This window comes from Lysobacter sp. (genome assembly GCA_013141175.1).
GTDB lineage: Bacteria > Pseudomonadota > Gammaproteobacteria > Xanthomonadales > Xanthomonadaceae > Lysobacter_I.
On sequence record JABFRN010000001.1, the window covers coordinates 2,849,618 to 2,868,224 of the forward strand.

An 18,607-nucleotide genomic window follows, 5' to 3' on the forward strand; every position below is an offset into this window, starting at 1 on the left:
CGCCGGAGCGTTGCGTGCTCAGCGACGCTTGAGCAGTGGCGGTGCGCCATTCGGAAAGAGCGGAATATTCCACTCTTCCATCGGATCGCCGATCGCCGAGATTCCGATCACATTGCCGGTGGTGACATCGACGCGACCGCTCACGTTCTGGTCGAAGCCGATATTGACCAGGCTGTTGTTGCCGTCCTGATAACTGAATGATGTATTGCCGTAGCGAAGACCGACGAACGGCTGCGGCGTGTAGTTGGTGACGTCCCCCGACAACGGCAAGACCTGGAAGAAGCGATACCAGTGGTTGCCGACATTGGCGACGGTGTTGTTGACGAAATTGTGGTACGACGGCCACGCCAGGCCCGGCGAAACGCGGGCGATCGGCGCCACCTTGCGGTTGACCGCGATGCCCTGCTCGACGACCCGGATCGCTCCGCCCGGTTCGCGTGCGTTGGCTCCGACCAGCTCCTCGCCATAGGTTTTCTCGAACTGGTATGGAGATCCGTTGATCGAGATTTCGCGCATGGTCCAGCCGATCAGGCCTGCCTTGCATGCGCGGATGTCCGCCCAGCCATCGAAGAACGGCGATGCCGGAAACCCGGGCGTTCCCGGCGTCAAGCGCAAGGTCTGCCCGGGCAGCAGCGAGGCCACGGTATTGGTGCCGGCGACGCCGCCATTGCGATTGCGATACGTGACGGTGATCGGCCCGATATTCGTGGTGGAGGCATTCAACACGCCGATCAGCGTATCGGTCCGTGGCAAGGGTATCGACGTCTGCTGGGTTACTTCGGCGCTGGTCAGGCCATACGAAGGTGTGTTGGCCATCATCGCGCTGCCGACCCGGAATTTCTTGCCCGGACTCATCGATGGACTCGTCGGTGAGCCGTAGGCGAAGAAATCGGCCAGGTACAGTTCGCCGACCAGCGGCGATTGATTGGACGATACGAAGGCCCATGCATTGTCGTCGAGCGCGCCAGTGCCGGTCAGATAGAACGCTTCAGCGGTCTGCCACAGGCTCATATCGATGAACTGGCCATAGCCGGGCAGCGTTGCGCTGAGGGTCGGGAACGCGATGCCGCTGCTGCTGCCCTTGAATGCAGTGATCGTCGTCGGCGTCGGTGCCGTATTCATCACGCAGTAGAACGGCAGATTGCCGTTGAGGAAGTCGAAGGGGCTGCTGTTGGACAGCGGCATCGGCCCGGCATACAGGCTCTTGCCGGCCGGTTGCGCCGCCTGCAGTTGCTGCATCGTGCCTTCGCCCGGATGCAGGAAGTCCGGATCGGTGATCCGTGTGCCGCCGATCAGCACCGAATCCAGATAGTGCAGCGATGAACCGACGATCGGTTGGTCGGAGACGATTCTGGCCGAGCCGACGCCGTTCGCGAGGGATTGCAGCTCGGGCACGCCGCGCGTCCAGGTTTCGTTGGGTCCCAGCGTCACCGACAGCGTGGTCGCCGGGTTGCCGTTGCGGTCGCGCAGTTCGACCTGGACGTTTGCGGTCACGGTCGGACTCGGGTTGTTCACCACCAGCGCGCTGCGGAAGCCGCCCAGGGGCGCCGCCAGATCCTTGTCCCTCGGGTTGTAGAACAGACAGGGCGCGAATTTCTCGGTGGTCGCATAGCCCTGCAGGTTGGTCGACGAGTGCATCCATTTGTAGTCTTGCTGCGAACTGTAGGTTTCCGGCGTTTGCGGTTGTCCGATCTTCTCGCCCGGACGCTCGTTCAGGCCGCTCGCGATCGGTTGTGCGGGAATCGGACAGGCGGGGGGAACCGGAACCGGCGTCTGGGCACAGACGGTGCCGGTGACCAGCGCGATGACGGCCGCGGTGATGAGGGTACGCATAGGGAACTCCTTATCCTTACTCAAGGGGATTTGCTTCACGAAAGCGCCGGATCGGCGCGGCCCGGCCGCTCCAACCGACCTTCCATCGCGTCATCGGAGAACGCGCGTCCTGCGTGTTCGCCGCGTCGCCGGCCCGGGTCGCGCCCGGGCCTGCAGGGTCCATCCAGCCGTGCGTCCATGAACGGCCCGACGCACCGTCGTCCACGGGTCGTCATCCCTGTAAGCGCAGGAAAGGGGGCGGGGAGATAAGCGACAGCGAAAAAATGCCTGCCGGGCGCGATGCGGGCACGGTCATCCCGCGCAGTGCCGGGCCCGTGACCGGGGTTCCATTGTTCGCGGCGGCGGTTTGCTAGCCTCGGGCCATGGAACTTCTGGCAGGACGCCGCCGACTGCCGGGCATGCGCGTGACCGGCGGCCTCCTGTTCACCGGAAAGGAACACCCATGAAAATCACGATGACGAAAGGGTTTGCGATCGCGCTGATGGCCGGCGCGATGGGGATCGGCAATGCACAGGCGGTCGGTTGGCCGCAGCCGAACATCGCCTGCACCTCCGCGAATGAAGGCACGACCTACGACGTGCAGTATTTTTCGCGCTGGGAACGACTGCAGATCACCTATTACTGCGATGGCACCGCGTGGCAGTTGTGGCAGGTGTGCGATCTGAATCCCGGCGGCATCTGCGTCGCCTATTGATCTTCCGACATCCCGGCGTCGCGTGGCGCCGGGATGTGGCGGCCGAAAGGATGGTGCGGGTAAAACAACCGCATCCGTCGATCCTCCTCACTTCACCCGTTCCACCTTCGCCCGGGTGTTGTAGCCCTTCACCGCGAGATACCAGGCGTTGCCGGCGATGCTCGGCGTGATCCGCACTTCGGGATCGTCGAGTTTGACGCCGACGAGCGATGCGCCGTCGGTCTGGCGCCAGACCTGGTTGTTGTCGAGGGTGTATTCGCGGCCTTTGACAAAGCCGCGGAACGGACCGGGCATTCGCGCGACGATGGGTTCGTTCGAGCCGAAGTGGAAGAAGCCGCGGTTTTCCTCCTCGACCTTGTCCTTGGCTTGCGCGGTGGCCTCGGTGACGACGGTGTCGATCTTGCGGCCGAGCCATTGGTTGAGTTTCGCCAGCTCCTCTGCGCTGAGCTTGTCCAGGCCGGCGGCCTTGAACTCCTGCGGCGTCATCTCGCGCTCGATGGGTTGCTGCGCGAGCGTGGCGAGCGGCGAAAGCGCGAAAGCGGCGAGCAGGGCGAGCGGGAGCAGCGGACGAAGCATCGACATGATCGGATCCTGTGGGGATTTCGCCGGGGGCGGGACGCGGTTAGTGTAGAACCACAATCCCCCCGGATCGAACCCAAGGCCGTCACCGCGTGTCCGCCGCCATCGCCACTCCCCTCGATGCCTTGTTGTCGCTGCCACCGGTGGCAGCGCTGGGCGCGCCTTGGCGGCAGGTCCTGGAACAATCGGCGGGATCCGAACCGCTGGCCGACGGTGCATTGGCGGAACTGGGCGACACCCTGGGCTCGCTGGCGCGGCTGAACGCCGATGGCGACGTGGTGCTGGCGGCGATCCTCCACGATCTGCCGGCGTGGCGTGCGCGGATCGAGCCGCAGTTGGCGAAGACTTGGCCGACGGTCGCGACGCTGCTGGAAGGCCAGCGCGCCGCAGGCCAGGTCTGGACGCTGCATGCCGCCGATGCGGGTGGCCGCAACGCCGAAGGCCTGCGCCGGCTGCTGCTGGTGATGGTGAAGGACCTGCGCGTGGTACCGATCCTGCTGGCGCGGCAGTTGGCGCTGATGCGCACCGCCGGCAAGCGCCCCGTGGCCGAGCGCCGGGCGCTGGCGCAACTGACCCGCGACATCCACGCGCCGCTGGCGAACCGGCTGGGCATCTGGCAATTGAAGTGGGAACTGGAGGATCTGGCGTTCCGCCATCTCGAGCCCGAGACCTACCAGAAGATCGCGCGCTGGCTGGACGAGAAGCGCGGCGATCGCGAGCGCTACATCGAACAGGTCAAACGCGAACTCGGCGAGGCGCTGAAAGCGCAGGGCGTCGAGGCCGAGGTCGCCGGCCGGCCGAAACACATGACCAGCATCTGGAAGAAGATGCAGAAGAAAGCCGTGCCCATCGGCGAACTCTACGACCTGCGCGCGGTGCGGGTGCTGGTGAAGGATGTGCCCGCCTGCTACGCCGCGCTGGGCGCGGTGCACGCGCTGTGGACGCCGATCCCCAGCGAGTTCGACGATTACATCGCGCGCCCCAAGCGCAACGACTATCGATCGCTGCACACCGCCGTGATCGGTCCCGAAGGCAAGACCCTGGAAGTGCAGATCCGTACCCACGACATGCATGCGCAGGCCGAACTCGGCGTCGCCGCGCACTGGCGCTACAAGGAAGGCCGCTCGGCGCCTGCGGACGCAGGACTCGACCGCAAGATCGAATGGATGCGCAGGCTGCTGGATGGCGGGCGCGATGCCGGCGAGGATGAACGCAGCGCCGAACAACGCCTCAGCAACGCGCTCGACAGCGAATTGATCGAAGACCGCATCTACACGCTGACCCCGCAGGGCGACGTGATCGATCTGCCGGTGGGGGCGACGCCGCTGGATTTCGCGTATCACGTGCATACGATGGTCGGTCATCGCTGTCGCGGCGCGAAGGTCGACGGCCGGATCGTGCCGCTGGATTACAGGCTGCGCAGCGGCGAGCGCATCGAGATACTCACGGCGAAGACCGGCGAGCCGCGCCGCGACTGGCTGGTGGCCTCGAACGGATTCCTCGCCAGCGGCCGTTCGCGCGACAAGGTCCGCGCGTGGTTCCACAAGCTCGACCGCGTGCGCAACGTGCAGGCCGGGCGCGACATGCTGGAAAAAGAGCTGCGCCGGCTGTCGCTGCTGCAGGCCGATCTGGCCCCGATGCTGGCGAAGTTCCACGTCGAGACGGTCGACGACCTCTACGTGCTGGTCGCACTGGGCGATGCCGGCCCGCATCAGGTCGGGCGTGCCTTGCTCGATCACGAACGCAGCCGTCAGGAAGCGAGCGCACCGCCGGACGCGTCGCGCGGCGAGCTGGCGCGCGCTCCGCCGAAACCGCAGCGCGCCAACAACAACTCGGCGTTCACGGTGGTCGGCGTCGGCAACCTGCTGATGCAGATCGCGCGCTGCTGCCAGCCGCTGCCCGGCGAACCCATCGTCGGCTATCTCACCCAGGGCCGCGGCGTGTCGGTGCATCGAGAGGATTGCGCGGCCTTGCTGCGCATGTCGGCCCGCCAGCCGCAGCGGGTGCTGGCGGTGGACTGGGGCCGCGTCGGCGGCGGCCACACCGCGAATGTGCAGGTGGATGCGGTCGACCGCCGATGGCTGCTGAAAGACCTGACCAATCTGATCGCACAGGACGACGCCCACGTGTTGTCGATCCACAGCGACACGCTCGAAGGCAGCCGCGTGCGCCTGCGCCTGCAATTGCGGGTCCGCGACCACGAGCAATTGAGCCGGCTGCTGGGCCGGATCGACAGCCTGTCCGGCGTGGAGCAGGTGCGGCGGACGTAGGTCGGGCCTTGGCCCGACATTGCGATCGATCCGTTTGCATTGGACAGGTATCGAAGCGGCTCCGACTGTTGGCAAAACGCGTGCGATCGGCCCGGCATGTCGGGCCAGGGCCCGACCTACGGCATCCACGAGCACACGCTATCCTGTCCTCGTGACCTCGCCCCGCTCACCTTTCCGTCGGAATTTCCGCGCGCACTGGCCGTGGACGCTGGCGGTCGCCGTCGCTCTTCTGATCGCGCTGTTGCTCGCGCTGCGCGGACCGATCGCCGAGCGTCTGTGGCCCGTCGCGGAGGCCGAGGCGCTGCGCCAGCAGGCCGAAAAAGCATTGCAGCAAGGACGATTGAGCGCGGACGACGGCAGCGGCGCGCGCGAGTTGTACGAGGCGGCGATCGCGATCGATCCGGATCGCGCCGAACTGCGTTCAGGCCTGACCCGGGTCGCGCAGGCGGCGGTGCAGCAGGCACGGGGCGCGACGGAGCGCGGCGCGTTCGCCGTGGCGCATCGACAGCTGGCGCTGGCGCGCGCCCTGTCCGCGCCACAGGCACAGACCGATGCCGTTGCCGAAATCCTGCGTCGACGCGAAGCGGCGGTGGCCGGGATCGACGTGATGCTGCGCGCGGCCGACGCTGCGCGCGCGGCCGGTCGTCTCGATGACGGCGCCGACGCCGCGTTGCCGCTGTATCGACGGATACTGGAACTGCAGCCGCAGCATCTGAAAGCGCTGGAAGGCCGCGAGGATGCGCTGGTCATCCTGCTGGAGGGCGCACGCGACGCGCTGAAACGCGGCGAACTGGCGAAGGGAAGCGCTGCGATCGCGACCGCCCAGCGCTACGACCGCGGCCATGCCGATCTGCCGGAGGCGCAGGCGCTGTTGGCGCAGGTCGCCGCCGACGTGCGCCGACGCGCCGATCGCGATCTGCGCGCAGGGCGGCTGTCGCGCGCGGCCGACGGCTATCGTCAGTTGCGGATCAGCGGAGCCGATGCGCAGGCGGTGGACGATGGCCTGGCCGAAGTTGCGCGCACATACGTCCGCAGCGCTCGTGCCGACGCTGCGGATTTCCGTTTCGATCGCGCGCAGCAGGCTTTGGACGCCGCGCAGGCGCTGGCGCCGGATCTGGCCGAGTTGCCGGCAGCGCGCGATGCCCTGCAGCGCGCCGAGCGCGCGAAGCATGACGTCGGTCCGACCGTGTCGCCGCGAATGGTCCAGCGCCGCGTGCGCGCGCTGCTCGACGAAGCCGCTGCGGCCGAATCGCGCGGCGATTGGCTCACGCCGCCTGGCGACAGCGCTTACGACAAACTGCGTGCGGCGCGAGCGCTCGCGCCGGAAGATGCCGACGTGCGTCGCGCCAGCGCGCGGATGCTGCCGCGCGTTCGCGAATGCTTCGAGAACGAACTGCGCGACAACCGCCTGCAGCGCGCGCGCGTCTGCCTCGACGCACGCACCGCGCTGGAAGGCGACCGTCGCGCCATCGCCGATGCGCGCAGCCGTCTCGCGCAGCGTTGGGTCGCGGTGGGCGAGGAGCGGTTGGGTGCGGGGGATGTCGAGGGCGCGCGGGCTGCCTACGAAGCTGCGCATGGATTGGATCCACGCGTGGCGGGACTGGTGGCGTTCGCCGAACGGTTGCGCGCAGCAGGCGGGCTCCAGCGTTGAGATGAGCGGGATGCGCGTCTCCGCCGCTCCCACAGGAGCCTGCGGATCGTGTCCGCTGTTGCGTGCGCTACCGCAGAAAGACCTTGCGCACCGTCTCGCGCGCGGTCTCCAATGAAAAATTCCGCTCGACGCTGGCCAAGCCGTTGCGTGCCAGGGTGTCCCACAGCGCTGCGTCTTCGTAAAGACGCACGACGGCATCGGCGAAGGCCTGCGGAGCATCAGCGACCAGCACGTCTTCGCCATCGTGCAGATGCATGCCTTCCACCGCGCACGAGGTCGCCACCACCGGCTGGCCGTGGGCCATGCTCAGGTTGATCTTGCCCTTCACGCCCGCGCCGAAGCGCAGCGGTGCGATCGCGATCCGGCCGCCGTCCATGTACGGATCGATATCGGCGACATGGCCGTGCACGATCACGCCCGGCAGCGCGCCCAGCGCTTCGATCTCCGGCGGCGTGTGGCTGCCGATGCAGTGGAAACGCGCGTCCGGCAGGCGGGCGCGGATCGACGGAAACGCCGCCTGCACGAACCAGCGCACCGCATCGACATTCGGCGGATGCCGGAAGCCGCCGACGAACACCAGATCGTGACGCTGCGCGAACGGCTGGCCCGCACCGGCGATCCGGTGCAGGTTCGACAGCAGCTCGACCTGCGCGCCAGGTGCGTCGCCGCGCAGCAGATCGCGTTCGATATCGCTGACCACCAGGGTGACGTCGGACTTCGCGATGACGCCAAGCTCCAGCGCGCGCGTGCGCTCGGCGGCGCGCGCCGATGCGGCATCGCCCGCGACTTCCGCGCCGCGGCGCTCGCGCAGGTAGTGCAGATCGACGGTGTCGAACACCAGCTTCGCCTGTGGCGCATGTGCGCGCAGCAGCGGCACGAAACTGTCGGCCACGTAATGACGGCTGACCATCGCCGCGTCGAAGCGCGGGCCGTGTTCGCGCAGCCATGCGGGAATGCCCTCCACGAACGGCGCAAACCAGGCTTCCACGCCCAGATGCTGCAACTGCGTGGTGTGGGGTTCGACGCGATGCCGATCCGCCGGCAGGAACACGACGTGCGCCCCTTCCTCGCGCAGCAGCCGCATCAGGTTCACCAGTCGCAGCGAGCCCGAATCGTGATCCGGTCGTGGGGTCTGCGCATCGATGATCAGGATCTGTTTCTGCTTGCGATGCAGCAGCGCGGGCGTCGGCACGGTGTTCGCCGGCAGCTGCTGCATCAGTGCTTCGCGGCGATGCCCGGCGAAGATGCTGCGGTTGCGCACCTGGTACGCCTTCATGCCGACGTTGGTATCGGTGCCGGCGGTGCCGCCTTCGGCATGGATCACCCGCGACGCCGGCTGGTAGAACACGCGTTTTCCAGCGGCGCGGACCGCGAAGGCGAGGTCGGTGTCTTCGTAATACGCGGGTGCATAGCGCGTGTCGAAACCACCGAGTTCGGCGAACAGCGCGCGCGGGATCGCGATCGCCGCGCCGCTGGCGTAATCGCAGTCGCGCAGATACGCGAAGCGCGGGTCTTCCGGCGATTCGAATTTGCCGTAGTTCCAACCGCTGCCGTCGGCGAAGACCACGCCGCCGGCTTCCTGCAGGCGGCCGTCGGGATACAGCAACTGCGCGCCGACGAGGCCGGCGTCCGGATGCGCGTCGAAGGTATCGAGCAGTGCGTCCAGCCAGCCCGGCTGCGGGATGGTGTCGTTGTTCAAGAAAACCAGATGGTCGCCGCGCGCAAGCGATGCGCCGTCGTTGCAGGCGGCGATGAAGCCGCCGTTCTGCGCGCGACGGTGGTAGCGCACGCCTGCGATCTGCGGCAGCGCGGTCGCGGTCTCGTCGCTGCAGCCGTCATCGACCACGATCACCTCGAAAGGGATCGCAGGCGGATGCGCGGCGAGCGCGCGCAGGCAGGCGAGGGTATGCGCGAACTGGTTGTAGACCGGAATGACGATGCTGGCGGCAGGTGCGTCGCTGGTCGGCAGCGCGAACGGCACGAAAGCGATCGGCAGGGGCAGGTACAGGCGGTCGGCGGGCAGCGGCGCGGCGCGACGGAACTGGGCGCGGACGCGGTCGACGGTGGTGCGCCAGCCGCGGGTGCGCAGGCTGGCCCAGCCGCGCCGTACCAGGCCGAGTCCGCGGTGCAGGAGAAACCGCGCATCGGCCAGCGAAAACGACATTCTGAAGAGACTCCTGCGGGCGGGACGGCGGATGCGAAGCGTCGCGGCGTGCCGGTCCCGGCACCCTGCTAGACTCGGACTGCCGTATTTTCGCATCCCCCACGACGACAGGCACGATTCCCGCCCGAATGGCCCGAAACCAAGACATCGATGACGATTCCGAGGACCGGGACGACGATCATGAGGACGAGGACGAGTCGCTCGACGAGACCGGCGGCGAAAGCCCGGGCTGGCGTCGCCGGCTGAAAGGCTGGGTGCTGGTGGCGGTCGCCATCGGCATGGGTTTCCTGATTCCCTACACCCTGTACCTGAATCACCAGGTCACCTTGCGCTTCGGCCAGCTGCGCTGGCAGGTGCCCACCCGCGTCTACGCCCGTCCGCTGCAGCTTGCGCAGGGCATGGCGATGGACGCGCGCACCCTGAAGACCGAACTGGACGCCGCGTCCTATCGCGACGATGGCGAAGGCGAGCGTCCCGGCACCTATGGCAGCAAGGGCGGTCGGTGGCGAATCGCCAACCGCGGCCATCAGGATGTCGGCGGACCGATCGGCCCGAGCCGGATCGAAGTCACGGTGTCCGGCGGCCGGGTGCTGTCGGTGCGCGACCTGCAGCGCAACCGCACGGTGAAATCCGCCAAGCTCGACCCCGCGCGCATCGCCACCCTGTACGGACAGAAGCAGGAAGAGCGGCGGCTGGTGCGGATCGCCGAAGTTCCGCCGATGCTCACCGATACCCTGCAGGCAGTCGAGGATCGCGATTTCGCGCGGCATATCGGCATCGACATGAGCGGCATGGCGCGCGCGCTGTTCCTGTGGGTGACCTCCTTCGGCGAGATCAAGCAGGGCGCCAGCACGCTGACCCAGCAACTCGCGCGCTCCGGTCTGCTCGGCATCGGCAAGGAACAGACCTACACCCGCAAATTCAATGAAATCCTGTACGCGCTGATCATCGACGCCCGTTACGAAAAGGGCGTGATCCTGGAGGCCTACCTCAATCAGGTCGATATCGGTCAGCGCGGTTCGCAGGCGATCCACGGCTTCGCTTCGGGTGCCGAGTTCTACTTCGGTCGTCAGCTCGACGACCTGACCACCGAACAGATCGCCATGCTGGTCGGGCTGGTCAAGGGGCCGTCCTGGTACAACCCGCGCAAACAGCCGGTACGCGCTTTGCAACGGCGCAACTGGGTGCTGGCGAAGATGCTGGAGACCGGCATCATCGACCAGAAGGAACACGATCGCGCGGTCAAGGCGCCGCTGGGCGTGACCGATGTGCCCGGCAGCATGGTCGCGAACCGGTTCCCGGCCTATGTCGACCTGGTCCGCCGCCAGTTGGCGCGCGACTACTCCGAAGAAGAGCTGCAGGGCGCCGGACTGACCGTGCTGACCAGCATGTCGCCATCGGCGCAGGCCTATGCGGAAGGCGCGGTCACCCGCACGATGAAAGCGCTCGGCACCTCGCGCCGTCCGCCGCTGCAGGCGGGCGTGGTGGTCACCGATGTGCATACCGGCGAAGTGGTGGCGGTGATCGGCAGCCGCAGCTTCGACGAACACGGTTTCAATCGCGCGGTGCAGGCGCAGCGTCCGGTGGGCTCGCTGCTGAAACCGTTCGTGTATCTGCTGGCGTTGGCGCAACCGGACAAATTCTCGCTGGCGACTGCGGTCGACGATTCCCCGGTCACCATCACCCTGGACAACGGCAAGCGCTGGAGCCCCGGCAATTCCGACGGACGCAGCCACGGCACCGTGCGGCTGATCGACGCACTGGCGCATTCGTACAACCAGTCGACGGTGCGGGTCGGCATGGCCGTGGGCCCGCAGCGCCTCGGCGAGCTGCTGCGCACGCTCGCGGGGATCGACGCCGGCCGCAATCCGTCGCTGATCCTCGGTTCGCTCGACCAGAGCCCGTACGCGATGGCGCAGCTGTACCAGTTCCTCGCCTCCGGCGGCGAAATCCAGCCGCTGCACGCGGTACGCGGCGTGCTCGATGCGAACGGCAAGGCGCTCAACCGCTACGACGACGCGCCCAAGCCGGCGCAGGCCGGCGATGCGGTCGCCGCGCGGCTGGTGACCTCGGCCTTGCAGCAGGCGGTCAGCTCGGGCACCGGTCGTCAGCTGGTCAGCGATGGCCTCGGTCGCCTGCAGCCCGCCGGCAAGACCGGCACCAGCAACGACAGCCGCGACAGCTGGTTCGCCGGCTGGACCGGCGATCATCTCGCGGTGATCTGGGTCGGCAACGATCAGAACGCGTCGACCGGCCTCTACGGCGCCACCGGCGCGATGCGGGTGTGGTCGGGATTGTTCTCGCGGCTGCCCAGCGCGCCGCTGCAGGTCAACAGCAAGGGCATCGACGTGCAGTGGGTCGCCGGCACGCACACCACCGATCCGGGCTGCGCGGGCGCGCGCCGGCTTGGTTTCGTCGCCGGCTTCGCGCCGCCCTATCAGCCCTGCCTGCTGGCCGAACCCGACAGCGGCGAAAGCGTGGATGGCGAAGGCGCCGGTGGAAAACAGGGCTTCTGGAGCCGGATCTTCGGCCTGGGCGAGCGTAACGCTACCGACAGCGGCGACGAGGAGGCGCAGCGCCGCCAGCAGCAGCAACGCGAAGCGCGCGAACAGCAGGAGCGCCAGGACGAGGAGGACGAACGCTACCGCGAACAGCAGGCGCGCGACGAAGAGCGAATCCAGCGCGCGAACGATGCGCGGTACGCCGAACAGCGCGCCCGCGATGAAGCCTATCGCGAAGCGCGCGAACGCGAAGAACGCGAACGTCGCGAGCGCGAGGAAGAAGAGCGCCGCGAGCGCGAGCGGCGCGATCAGCAGGGCATGCTCGAACCGCGTGGCGCTGTCGAGGTCGTCGTCGCATGAGTCGCCATCGCCTCCTCTGCGCGTGTGCGCTGATGCTCGCCGCCTGCACCAGCGCACCGCCGGTGCTGGAATGGCACGGTCCGTCGCCGGAACAACTCGTGGCCGGGATCCGCGCTGCCGGCGCGCCCGCGCCGGGCGAGCTGGACGTCCAACCGCTGCGCGACCCGATGGTGGAGGACCTGCGCGTGCAGGCGACGCAGTACGAACGCCAGCAGCGCTATGCCGATGCGGCAACCGCGCTCGACAAGGCGCTCGCGATCTCCCCCGACGATCCGGCGTTGCTGCAGGAACGCGCCGAAATCGCGGTGCTGCAGAAGGATCTGGACAAGGCCGGGGCGCTGGCGAGCAACGCCTACGCGCTCGGCGCCAGGGTCGGTCCGCTGTGCCGGCGGCATTGGGCGACGATCCGCCAGCAGCTCGCGCTGCGTCAGCGCCGATTGGAGCTGCCTGAGGGCGGAAAGCGGCTGAAGCGCGACGAGATCGCACAATGGCAGCGCGATCAGTCCGACACCAATGTCGCCATCGCCGAAGCCGCGCGTCACCAGGCCGACTGCACGCTTACCGGCCCGCCGCGGTACTGACGGCATGCACCGGGCCACCGATGTCCGCAGCGGCCACGAGGCGGCTGCCGACGATACGACAATGACCTCGCGATCCGCGCTGGCCCGCGCGTGTCGCGATGCGCTCAGCGACGGCGGCGCGCTCGCGGTGGAAATCGAAGGCTTCGCGCCGCGCGGATCGCAGCAACAGCTGTCGATGGCGATCGCCGAAACCGTCGAGGACCGAGCGGTACTGCTGGCCGAAGCCGGCACCGGCACCGGCAAAACCTTCGCCTATCTGGTGCCTGCGCTGCTGTCGGGATTGAAGACGATCGTCTCGACCGGCACCCGCGCGCTGCAGGACCAGCTGTATCACCGCGATCTGCCGCGCGTGCGCGATGCGCTGGGCGTCGGCATCAAGACCTCGCTGCTGAAAGGTCGCGCGAATTACCTCTGCAAGTACCGGCTCGAAAAGAGCAAGGGCGAACCCCGGTTCACTTCAAGGAACAGATCACCCAGTTCCAGCGCATCGTCGCCTGGAGCGGGCGCACGCGGATGGGCGATCTGGCCGAACTCGACGCGCTGCCCGAGGATTCGCCGCTGCTGCCGATGGTCACCTCGACCACCGACAACTGTCTCGGCAGCGAATGCCCGTTCTGGGACGACTGCTTCGTAGTGCAGGCGCGGCAGCGCGCGCAAGCGGCGGACGTGGTCGTCGTCAACCATCATCTGCTGCTCGCCGACCTGGCGTTGAAACAGGAAGGCTTCGGCGAAATCCTGCCCGGTGCGCAGGTGTTCGTGGTCGACGAGGCGCACCAGTTGCCGGAACTGGCCGCGCAGTTCTTCGGCGAAGGCCTGAGCGCGCGTCCGTTGGTGGAAGTCGCGCGCGACGCACTGGCCGAATGCAAGACCACCACCGGCGCGCTGGCGGTGCTGCAGGCGCCGGCGCGGGAACTGGAAGAAGCCGCCCGCGACCTGCGCGTGGCGATGGAACCGCTGCCGCCGCGCGGCACGCGCTGGCGGGCGATGCAGGAGCCCGGCGTATTCGATGCGCTCGGCGCACTGGACGATGCGCTGTGCGCGTTCATCGACGCGCTGGCGCCGCTGCGCGAGTCCGCACCCGGCTTCGACAGCTGCCATGCGCGCGCGCTCGACAACCGCGCGCGCCTGCTGCGCTGGGCGCCGCCGGATTTTTCCCGCCGCCGCGAATTCGCCGAGGACGACGAAGGTGTGCAACTGCGTGCTGATTTACAGGAAACCGTGGATGAGGAGTTCGTCGAGAACGATGGCGACCCGACCCTCTCCCCCGACCCCTCTCCCGGCGGGAGAGGGGAGAAAGCGAAGCCCTACGATGTCCGCTGGTACGAACTGTCGCCGCGCGGCTTCCGCCTGCAGCGCACGCCGCTGGACGTGTCCGGACCGCTGCGCAACCATCGTGAACAATCGCGCGCCGCCTGGGTGTTCACCTCGGCGACACTGGCGGTGGCCGGCGGTTTCGATCATCTGTCGGTGCGGCTCGGTCTGGATGCGCCGCGCACGCTGCTTGCGCCGAGCCCGTTCGATTGGCCGCATCAGGCGCTGTGTTATCTGCCGCAGCGCATGCCGGAACCGAACTCGCGCGACTACACCAGCGCGGTGATCGACGCTGTGCGCCCGGTGCTGGAAGCCTCTGGTGGACGTGCGTTCGTCTTGTTCGCTTCGCATCGCGCACTGCGCGAAGCGGCGGAGCTGTTGCGCGGCGGGCCCTGGCCGCTGTTCGTGCAGGGCGAAGCGCCGCGTTCGGTGCTGCTGCAGCGGTTCCGCGATTCCGGCAACGGTGTGCTGCTCGGCGCCGCGAGTTTCCGTGAAGGCGTGGACGTGGCCGGCGATGCGCTCAGCGTGGTCGTCATCGACAAACTGCCGTTCGCCGCGCCGGACGACCCGGTGTTCGAAGCGCGGCTGGATGCGATCCGTCGTGAAGGCGGCAACCCGTTCCGCGATGAACAGCTGCCGCAGGCGGTGATCGCGCTGAAGCAGGGCGTCGGCCGCCTGATCCGCACCGAAACCGATCGCGGCGTGCTGGTGCTGTGCGACCCGCGACTGATCGGCAAATCCTATGGGCGCACCTTCCTCGACTCGTTGCCGCCGTTCGCGCGCACGCGGTCGGTGGACGACGTACGGGCGTTTTTCGGCGCGGGAAATTCTTCGCCGATATTTTGATGTGTGGCGCGCCCAAGCGTCAGCAAGCCGCGCTTACGCGCAATTCGCAGAAGGTCGCCGATGCGTTCGTCGTTTGGCCAGCCCACCACCCTGTCGGTCACTTTCCCGTCACGAAGGAAATAGAACACAGGAGTCTCCCAGTGCGTGAACTCCGGCCACTCGTTTTCTCGATTTGCGAACACCATAGGCAGTTTCGGCTGTGCGGTGTTCCAGCGATGCACTGCAGCGATGTCGAAATTGATCTTCGGCGGAATCAGAATCAAAGCATCGCGTCCAAACAGCGCCGCCGCGTCCGGGTTGCGCGCGATCGCTGCCATGGCCCGCTGCGAAAATCCACAATGAGGCTGGGTAATCATGACGATATGAGGCAGTTCATCTATCCCCAGCGAATGTTGATCGATGCCGAGGCCGTCTTTGTCGACCATCCAGATGCTCTGGAGGCTGTTATCCTCCGGGGGCAGACGTCGCGCTTCGAATGATGGCATTTCGAGATCAGCTTCCGCATCAAGCGCCGCCGCGTCCTCAAAGCGACGGTGCCACAGAAAAGCGCGATGCAGCGACAGAGCATGAAAGCGGACTTTTGCTCCGCGTGCTGTGAGTTCGAGATAGGCTGCGCGTAGATCATCCAGTGCGCGAGGATCTGGGGAGTGGAAGGCATGAAGTTGTGCCGCCCGGAACAGATCCTTCAGATCATTATCGTCCATGTGCGCCAAGGTATCTTTGGCATATGAACCTGAGAAGTACGCAGTGAAACGGCGCTCAATGGCCTCCCGGCGCAGGCGCGGCGGCATGGCGCCGCTTTCCCGTTCGAACGCGATCAGCGCGTCGAGCCGGTCGGCCACGGTCGGCGATGAGGCGTCTGGCGAGGTTGCAAGCAGCCAAACTGCCAGCAGCCACCACGCCGACAGTGTCCGCAAGTGCGGTCTTGTGCGAGAAATCTGCATTGAGAAGACTCGTTCTGGCGCCGCAAGAGCGACGCCAGAATGCTTCAGGAGAGATTTCAGCAACTGGTAACGATGCAGGTGCTGCCGGACTGGGTGCTGCAGGTGGCGCGCGACGAGCACCAATGGTTCGTCAGAAGAACAACGCCGCCATCGTCGATCGCCTCGGCTGCGGATCTCATGATCAGTCTGTCGTTTGCGTCCTCGCGACGCAATCCGGTCATCTGGGGCGTAAACGCTTGCGCGCCGAACAGGCTCAGCAGACGATGGGCCTGCTTGACTGTGAGCTGGGACTCGATCTCAATGTAGCTGAAGCTCGCAAGACCCTGCGAGCCGAAGCGCAAGCTACTTAGGAACCGCTGCTTGCTTCTTGGCGAGAACGCATTCAGCGGATTGTCCGGATTGCTTCGGTTGTTCGCCATGTATCTCGCCAGATCCGATCTGGACTTGATCGGGGCCAATGCGACGGCCAACTCCTGGGCTTCGATCGCCCGGTCGATACGTTCGTCGCTGATGATGCGCGGGTTGGCGGAGAATGCTGATGATGCGAACCCTGCCAACAGCGTTGCAGTCGTCGCGAAAGTAAGAATCTTGTTGTTCATGACGATGGTCCTCGTTCCTTTAAGGATTTTTCGCTGGTGATCCCAGCTGTTCACGATTAGCACCGCACGCAGTAACTAGCAAGGCGCCTGTTCACTGATTATCTGCGCGCGTTACGTCATTGCAGCCTTAGGCATACGGAATCATTGGGCTCTTGGCGAATTGCGATAAGCGGCTTCTCTTTGATGTGGCATGCGCAATTGAGAAAATTTATCTTGGCATTCCGATGAATGGCGTGGATCAATGTGAGTGTCATCCCGGTTCAGTCTCGCCGCAGCGCGAATCAGGATGCTCCGCCGTGTCGGAACGGAAGTAGAGCCGTCTACAATCGCAGCCATGAACCTCCTCGCTTTCGAACTGTCCACCGAAGCCTGCTCCGTCGCCCTCTGGGTCGATGGAGAGGTGCGCGAACGCCACGAAATCGCGCCGCGCCGCCATGCCGAACTCGCGCTGCCGTGGGCGGAGGCGCTGCTGGCCGAAGCCGGCATCGTCCGTTCGCAGCTCGACGCCATCGCGGTCGGCCGTGGGCCCGGCGCGTTCACCGGCGTGCGTCTGGGCGTGGCGGTTGCGCAAGGCATCGCGCTGGCGCTGGATCGTCCGGCGGTGCCGGTGTCCACGCTCGCGGCACTGGCGATGCGCGCGGTCGCGCTGGGTGCGGGCGAGGGCGCTCCGGTGCTCGCCGCGATCGATGCGCGGATGAATGAGGTCTACGCCGCGCGTTACCTGCTCACGATCGAACACGGCGCGCCGTGGCCGATGCCCAGCTCGGACGAACAGGTGCTTCCGCCCGATGCCGTATCGCTGCCGGAACGCGGCGACACGTGGTTCGGTGTCGGCACCGGCTTCGGCGCGCTCGGCGGCGTGCTGCGGTCGCGCCTGCCGTCGAATTGGCGTGCGGTCGATGCCGAAGCGCTGCCGCATGCGGCCGATATCGTGCGCTTGGCGCATATCGCGCTGTTGCGCGGCGAGTCGGTCGCGCCGGAAAAACTCGAGCCCGCCTACCTGCGCAATCAGGTGGCGCTCACCCTCGTCGAACAGCAGGCGCTGCGCGCATCCCGTTCGTGATCGCTAAGGAATCGCCGCCGATGAACGCTTCGATCCGTCTTGTTCTGCAGCGCGCGATGCTGGTCTGCGCGCTGCTGTCGACGTGGGTTTCCGGTCTCGCACAGGCGCAGGCGCAGACGCAGGTGTGGGAGGGCACGCTGGGCAAATCGTCGATCGTGGTGAAACTGGATGCGCCGGACGATGGTGGCGGAATCAACGGCCAGTATTTCTATCGCAAACATCGTCACGGCATCGACTTGGCCGGCACTCGTGCGGTGGACGGCAGTCTCGCGCTGGAAGAACAGATATACGTACCCGGCGAAGATGCGCGCTCGGCGTGGACCCTGGAGCCTGCCAACGGCGACACGGTCGTCGGCGAATGGGCCGGCAAGGGCAAGCGATTGCCGATCCGTCTGCGCAGGACATCGAACGCGACGCTTCCGAAAACCGACGATCCCGGCCTTGCCGAACTGCGCGCGAACGATTCCTATCGATTCCTGCAGTTGCAAGGTTTGCCTCTGCAAGCCGGCAAGCTCGAAACCGTCGGCGATTACCGGCTGCAGTGGTGGCGCGAGCCGACCAGCGATGTCGAACTGTTCCGCGTGGTGTCCGGCTATCCGGCGGCGCAACTTCCGGGCGTCAACCTGGCGCTGGCGCGCGCGCACTGGAAACAAGTGGAGAGTTTTCTCGACTGCACCGCCGCGCCGCTGTCGGATCACGAATCGACCACGACCCTGCGCTACATCGGTCGCGACGCGCTCAGCGTCAGCCTGTTCGTCAGTTACTACTGCGGCGGCGCGCATCCGGATTTCGGCGATGGCCCGCTGAATCTCGATCCGCGTACCGGTCGCGAACTGGTGCTGGAAGACGTGCTGTGGCTCGGCAAAGGCACGCCGCCGGTGCGCGGCGACGATAACAATCAGGCGTGGTACGACTACCGCAACGATGTGTTCGCGCCGTGGGTCTCCGCGCAGTTGGGCAAGCTGTATCCGAAGGAATTTGCAGGACAGCCCGACGAAGACTGCAGCTACGAGATGGAGGATGTCTGGGATTTTCCGACCTGGTACATCACCAGGAAAGGCGTGTATCTCGGCGCGATCTTCCCGCGGGTGGGCCGGGTCTGCGACAACCCGGAATGGTCGGTGCTGCCTTGGGCCACCGTCGACAAGCATCACGGTGCGGTGCGGATCAAGCCTTGAGCGCATAGGCCATCAGTCACAGGAACTCCGCGA

12 protein-coding genes and 1 pseudogene are annotated in these 18,607 nt (G+C 66.6%); 8 read left to right on the forward strand and 5 right to left on the reverse strand.

All coding sequences use genetic code 11. From position 1 onward, the window contains the following. Positions 1–18 precede the first annotated feature (18 nt). The gene (locus HOP03_12500; GenBank protein ID NOT88987.1) at positions 19–1,833 is read right to left on the reverse strand and encodes a hypothetical protein; all 1,815 of its coding nucleotides are present in this window, start codon (positions 1,831–1,833) and stop codon (positions 19–21) included. A gap of 442 nt (positions 1,834–2,275) precedes the next feature. Here HOP03_12500 and HOP03_12505 point away from each other — a divergent pair, with 442 nt between their 5' ends. Next, positions 2,276–2,527, forward strand: a complete 252-nt coding sequence (locus HOP03_12505) for a hypothetical protein (protein ID NOT88988.1) — start codon at positions 2,276–2,278, stop codon at positions 2,525–2,527. A gap of 87 nt (positions 2,528–2,614) precedes the next feature. Here HOP03_12505 and HOP03_12510 read toward each other — a convergent pair whose 3' ends face one another. Beyond that, positions 2,615–3,109 carry a hypothetical protein gene (locus HOP03_12510; protein NOT88989.1) on the reverse strand — a complete coding sequence of 165 codons (495 nt, stop codon included), beginning with the start codon at positions 3,107–3,109 and terminating at the stop codon, positions 2,615–2,617. 89 nt (positions 3,110–3,198) lie between these two features. On the opposite strand from HOP03_12510, the gene HOP03_12515 reads away from it, so the two are divergent. Both HOP03_12515 and HOP03_12520 read left to right on the forward strand, forming a co-directional pair. Continuing rightward, on the forward strand, positions 3,199–5,376 hold the full coding sequence (locus HOP03_12515) for a bifunctional (p)ppGpp synthetase/guanosine-3',5'-bis(diphosphate) 3'-pyrophosphohydrolase (GenBank protein NOT88990.1): 2,178 nt from the start codon (positions 3,199–3,201) through the stop codon (positions 5,374–5,376). A gap of 151 nt (positions 5,377–5,527) precedes the next feature. After that, positions 5,528–7,027, forward strand: a complete 1,500-nt coding sequence (locus tag HOP03_12520; protein ID NOT88991.1) for a hypothetical protein — start codon at positions 5,528–5,530, stop codon at positions 7,025–7,027. A gap of 67 nt (positions 7,028–7,094) precedes the next feature. On the opposite strand, the gene HOP03_12525 is transcribed toward HOP03_12520, so the two are convergent. Next, positions 7,095–9,191, reverse strand: coding sequence for a glycosyltransferase (locus HOP03_12525; GenBank protein NOT88992.1), 2,097 nt, complete (start codon positions 9,189–9,191; stop codon positions 7,095–7,097). A 128-nt stretch (positions 9,192–9,319) separates the two neighbouring features. Here HOP03_12525 and mrcB point away from each other — a divergent pair, with 128 nt between their 5' ends. The 3 genes and pseudogenes from mrcB (at position 9,320) to HOP03_12540 (ending at position 14,790) form a co-directional block, all read left to right on the forward strand. Next, entirely contained in the window at positions 9,320–12,052 is a 2,733-nt protein-coding gene (gene mrcB / locus HOP03_12530) for a penicillin-binding protein 1B (protein ID NOT88993.1), read from the forward strand. Beyond that, complete coding sequence (locus HOP03_12535) at positions 12,049–12,633, forward strand: hypothetical protein (protein NOT88994.1); 585 nt, start codon at positions 12,049–12,051, stop codon at positions 12,631–12,633. The genes mrcB and HOP03_12535 overlap by 4 nt, the downstream gene beginning before the upstream one ends. Before the next feature lie 61 nt (positions 12,634–12,694). Continuing rightward, a pseudogene (locus HOP03_12540) lies at positions 12,695–14,790 on the forward strand (ATP-dependent DNA helicase). On the opposite strand, the gene HOP03_12545 reads toward HOP03_12540, so the two are convergent. Both HOP03_12545 and HOP03_12550 read right to left on the reverse strand, forming a co-directional pair. Next, the gene (locus HOP03_12545) at positions 14,685–15,734 is read right to left on the reverse strand and encodes a hypothetical protein (GenBank protein NOT88995.1); all 1,050 of its coding nucleotides are present in this window, start codon (positions 15,732–15,734) and stop codon (positions 14,685–14,687) included. The pseudogene HOP03_12540 and the gene HOP03_12545 sit on opposite strands and share 106 nt — an antisense overlap. A 56-nt stretch (positions 15,735–15,790) precedes the next feature. Beyond that, positions 15,791–16,333, reverse strand: coding sequence for a hypothetical protein (locus HOP03_12550; protein NOT88996.1), 543 nt, complete (start codon positions 16,331–16,333; stop codon positions 15,791–15,793). A gap of 334 nt (positions 16,334–16,667) precedes the next feature. Here HOP03_12550 and tsaB point away from each other — a divergent pair, with 334 nt between their 5' ends. Then, positions 16,668–17,396 (forward strand): tRNA (adenosine(37)-N6)-threonylcarbamoyltransferase complex dimerization subunit type 1 TsaB, encoded by a 729-nt coding sequence (gene tsaB, locus HOP03_12555; protein ID NOT88997.1) that lies wholly within the window; start codon positions 16,668–16,670, stop codon positions 17,394–17,396. 20 nt (positions 17,397–17,416) lie between these two features. Beyond that, positions 17,417–18,574 carry a hypothetical protein gene (locus HOP03_12560; GenBank protein NOT88998.1) on the forward strand — a complete coding sequence of 386 codons (1,158 nt, stop codon included), beginning with the start codon at positions 17,417–17,419 and terminating at the stop codon, positions 18,572–18,574. Positions 18,575–18,607 lie beyond the last annotated feature (33 nt).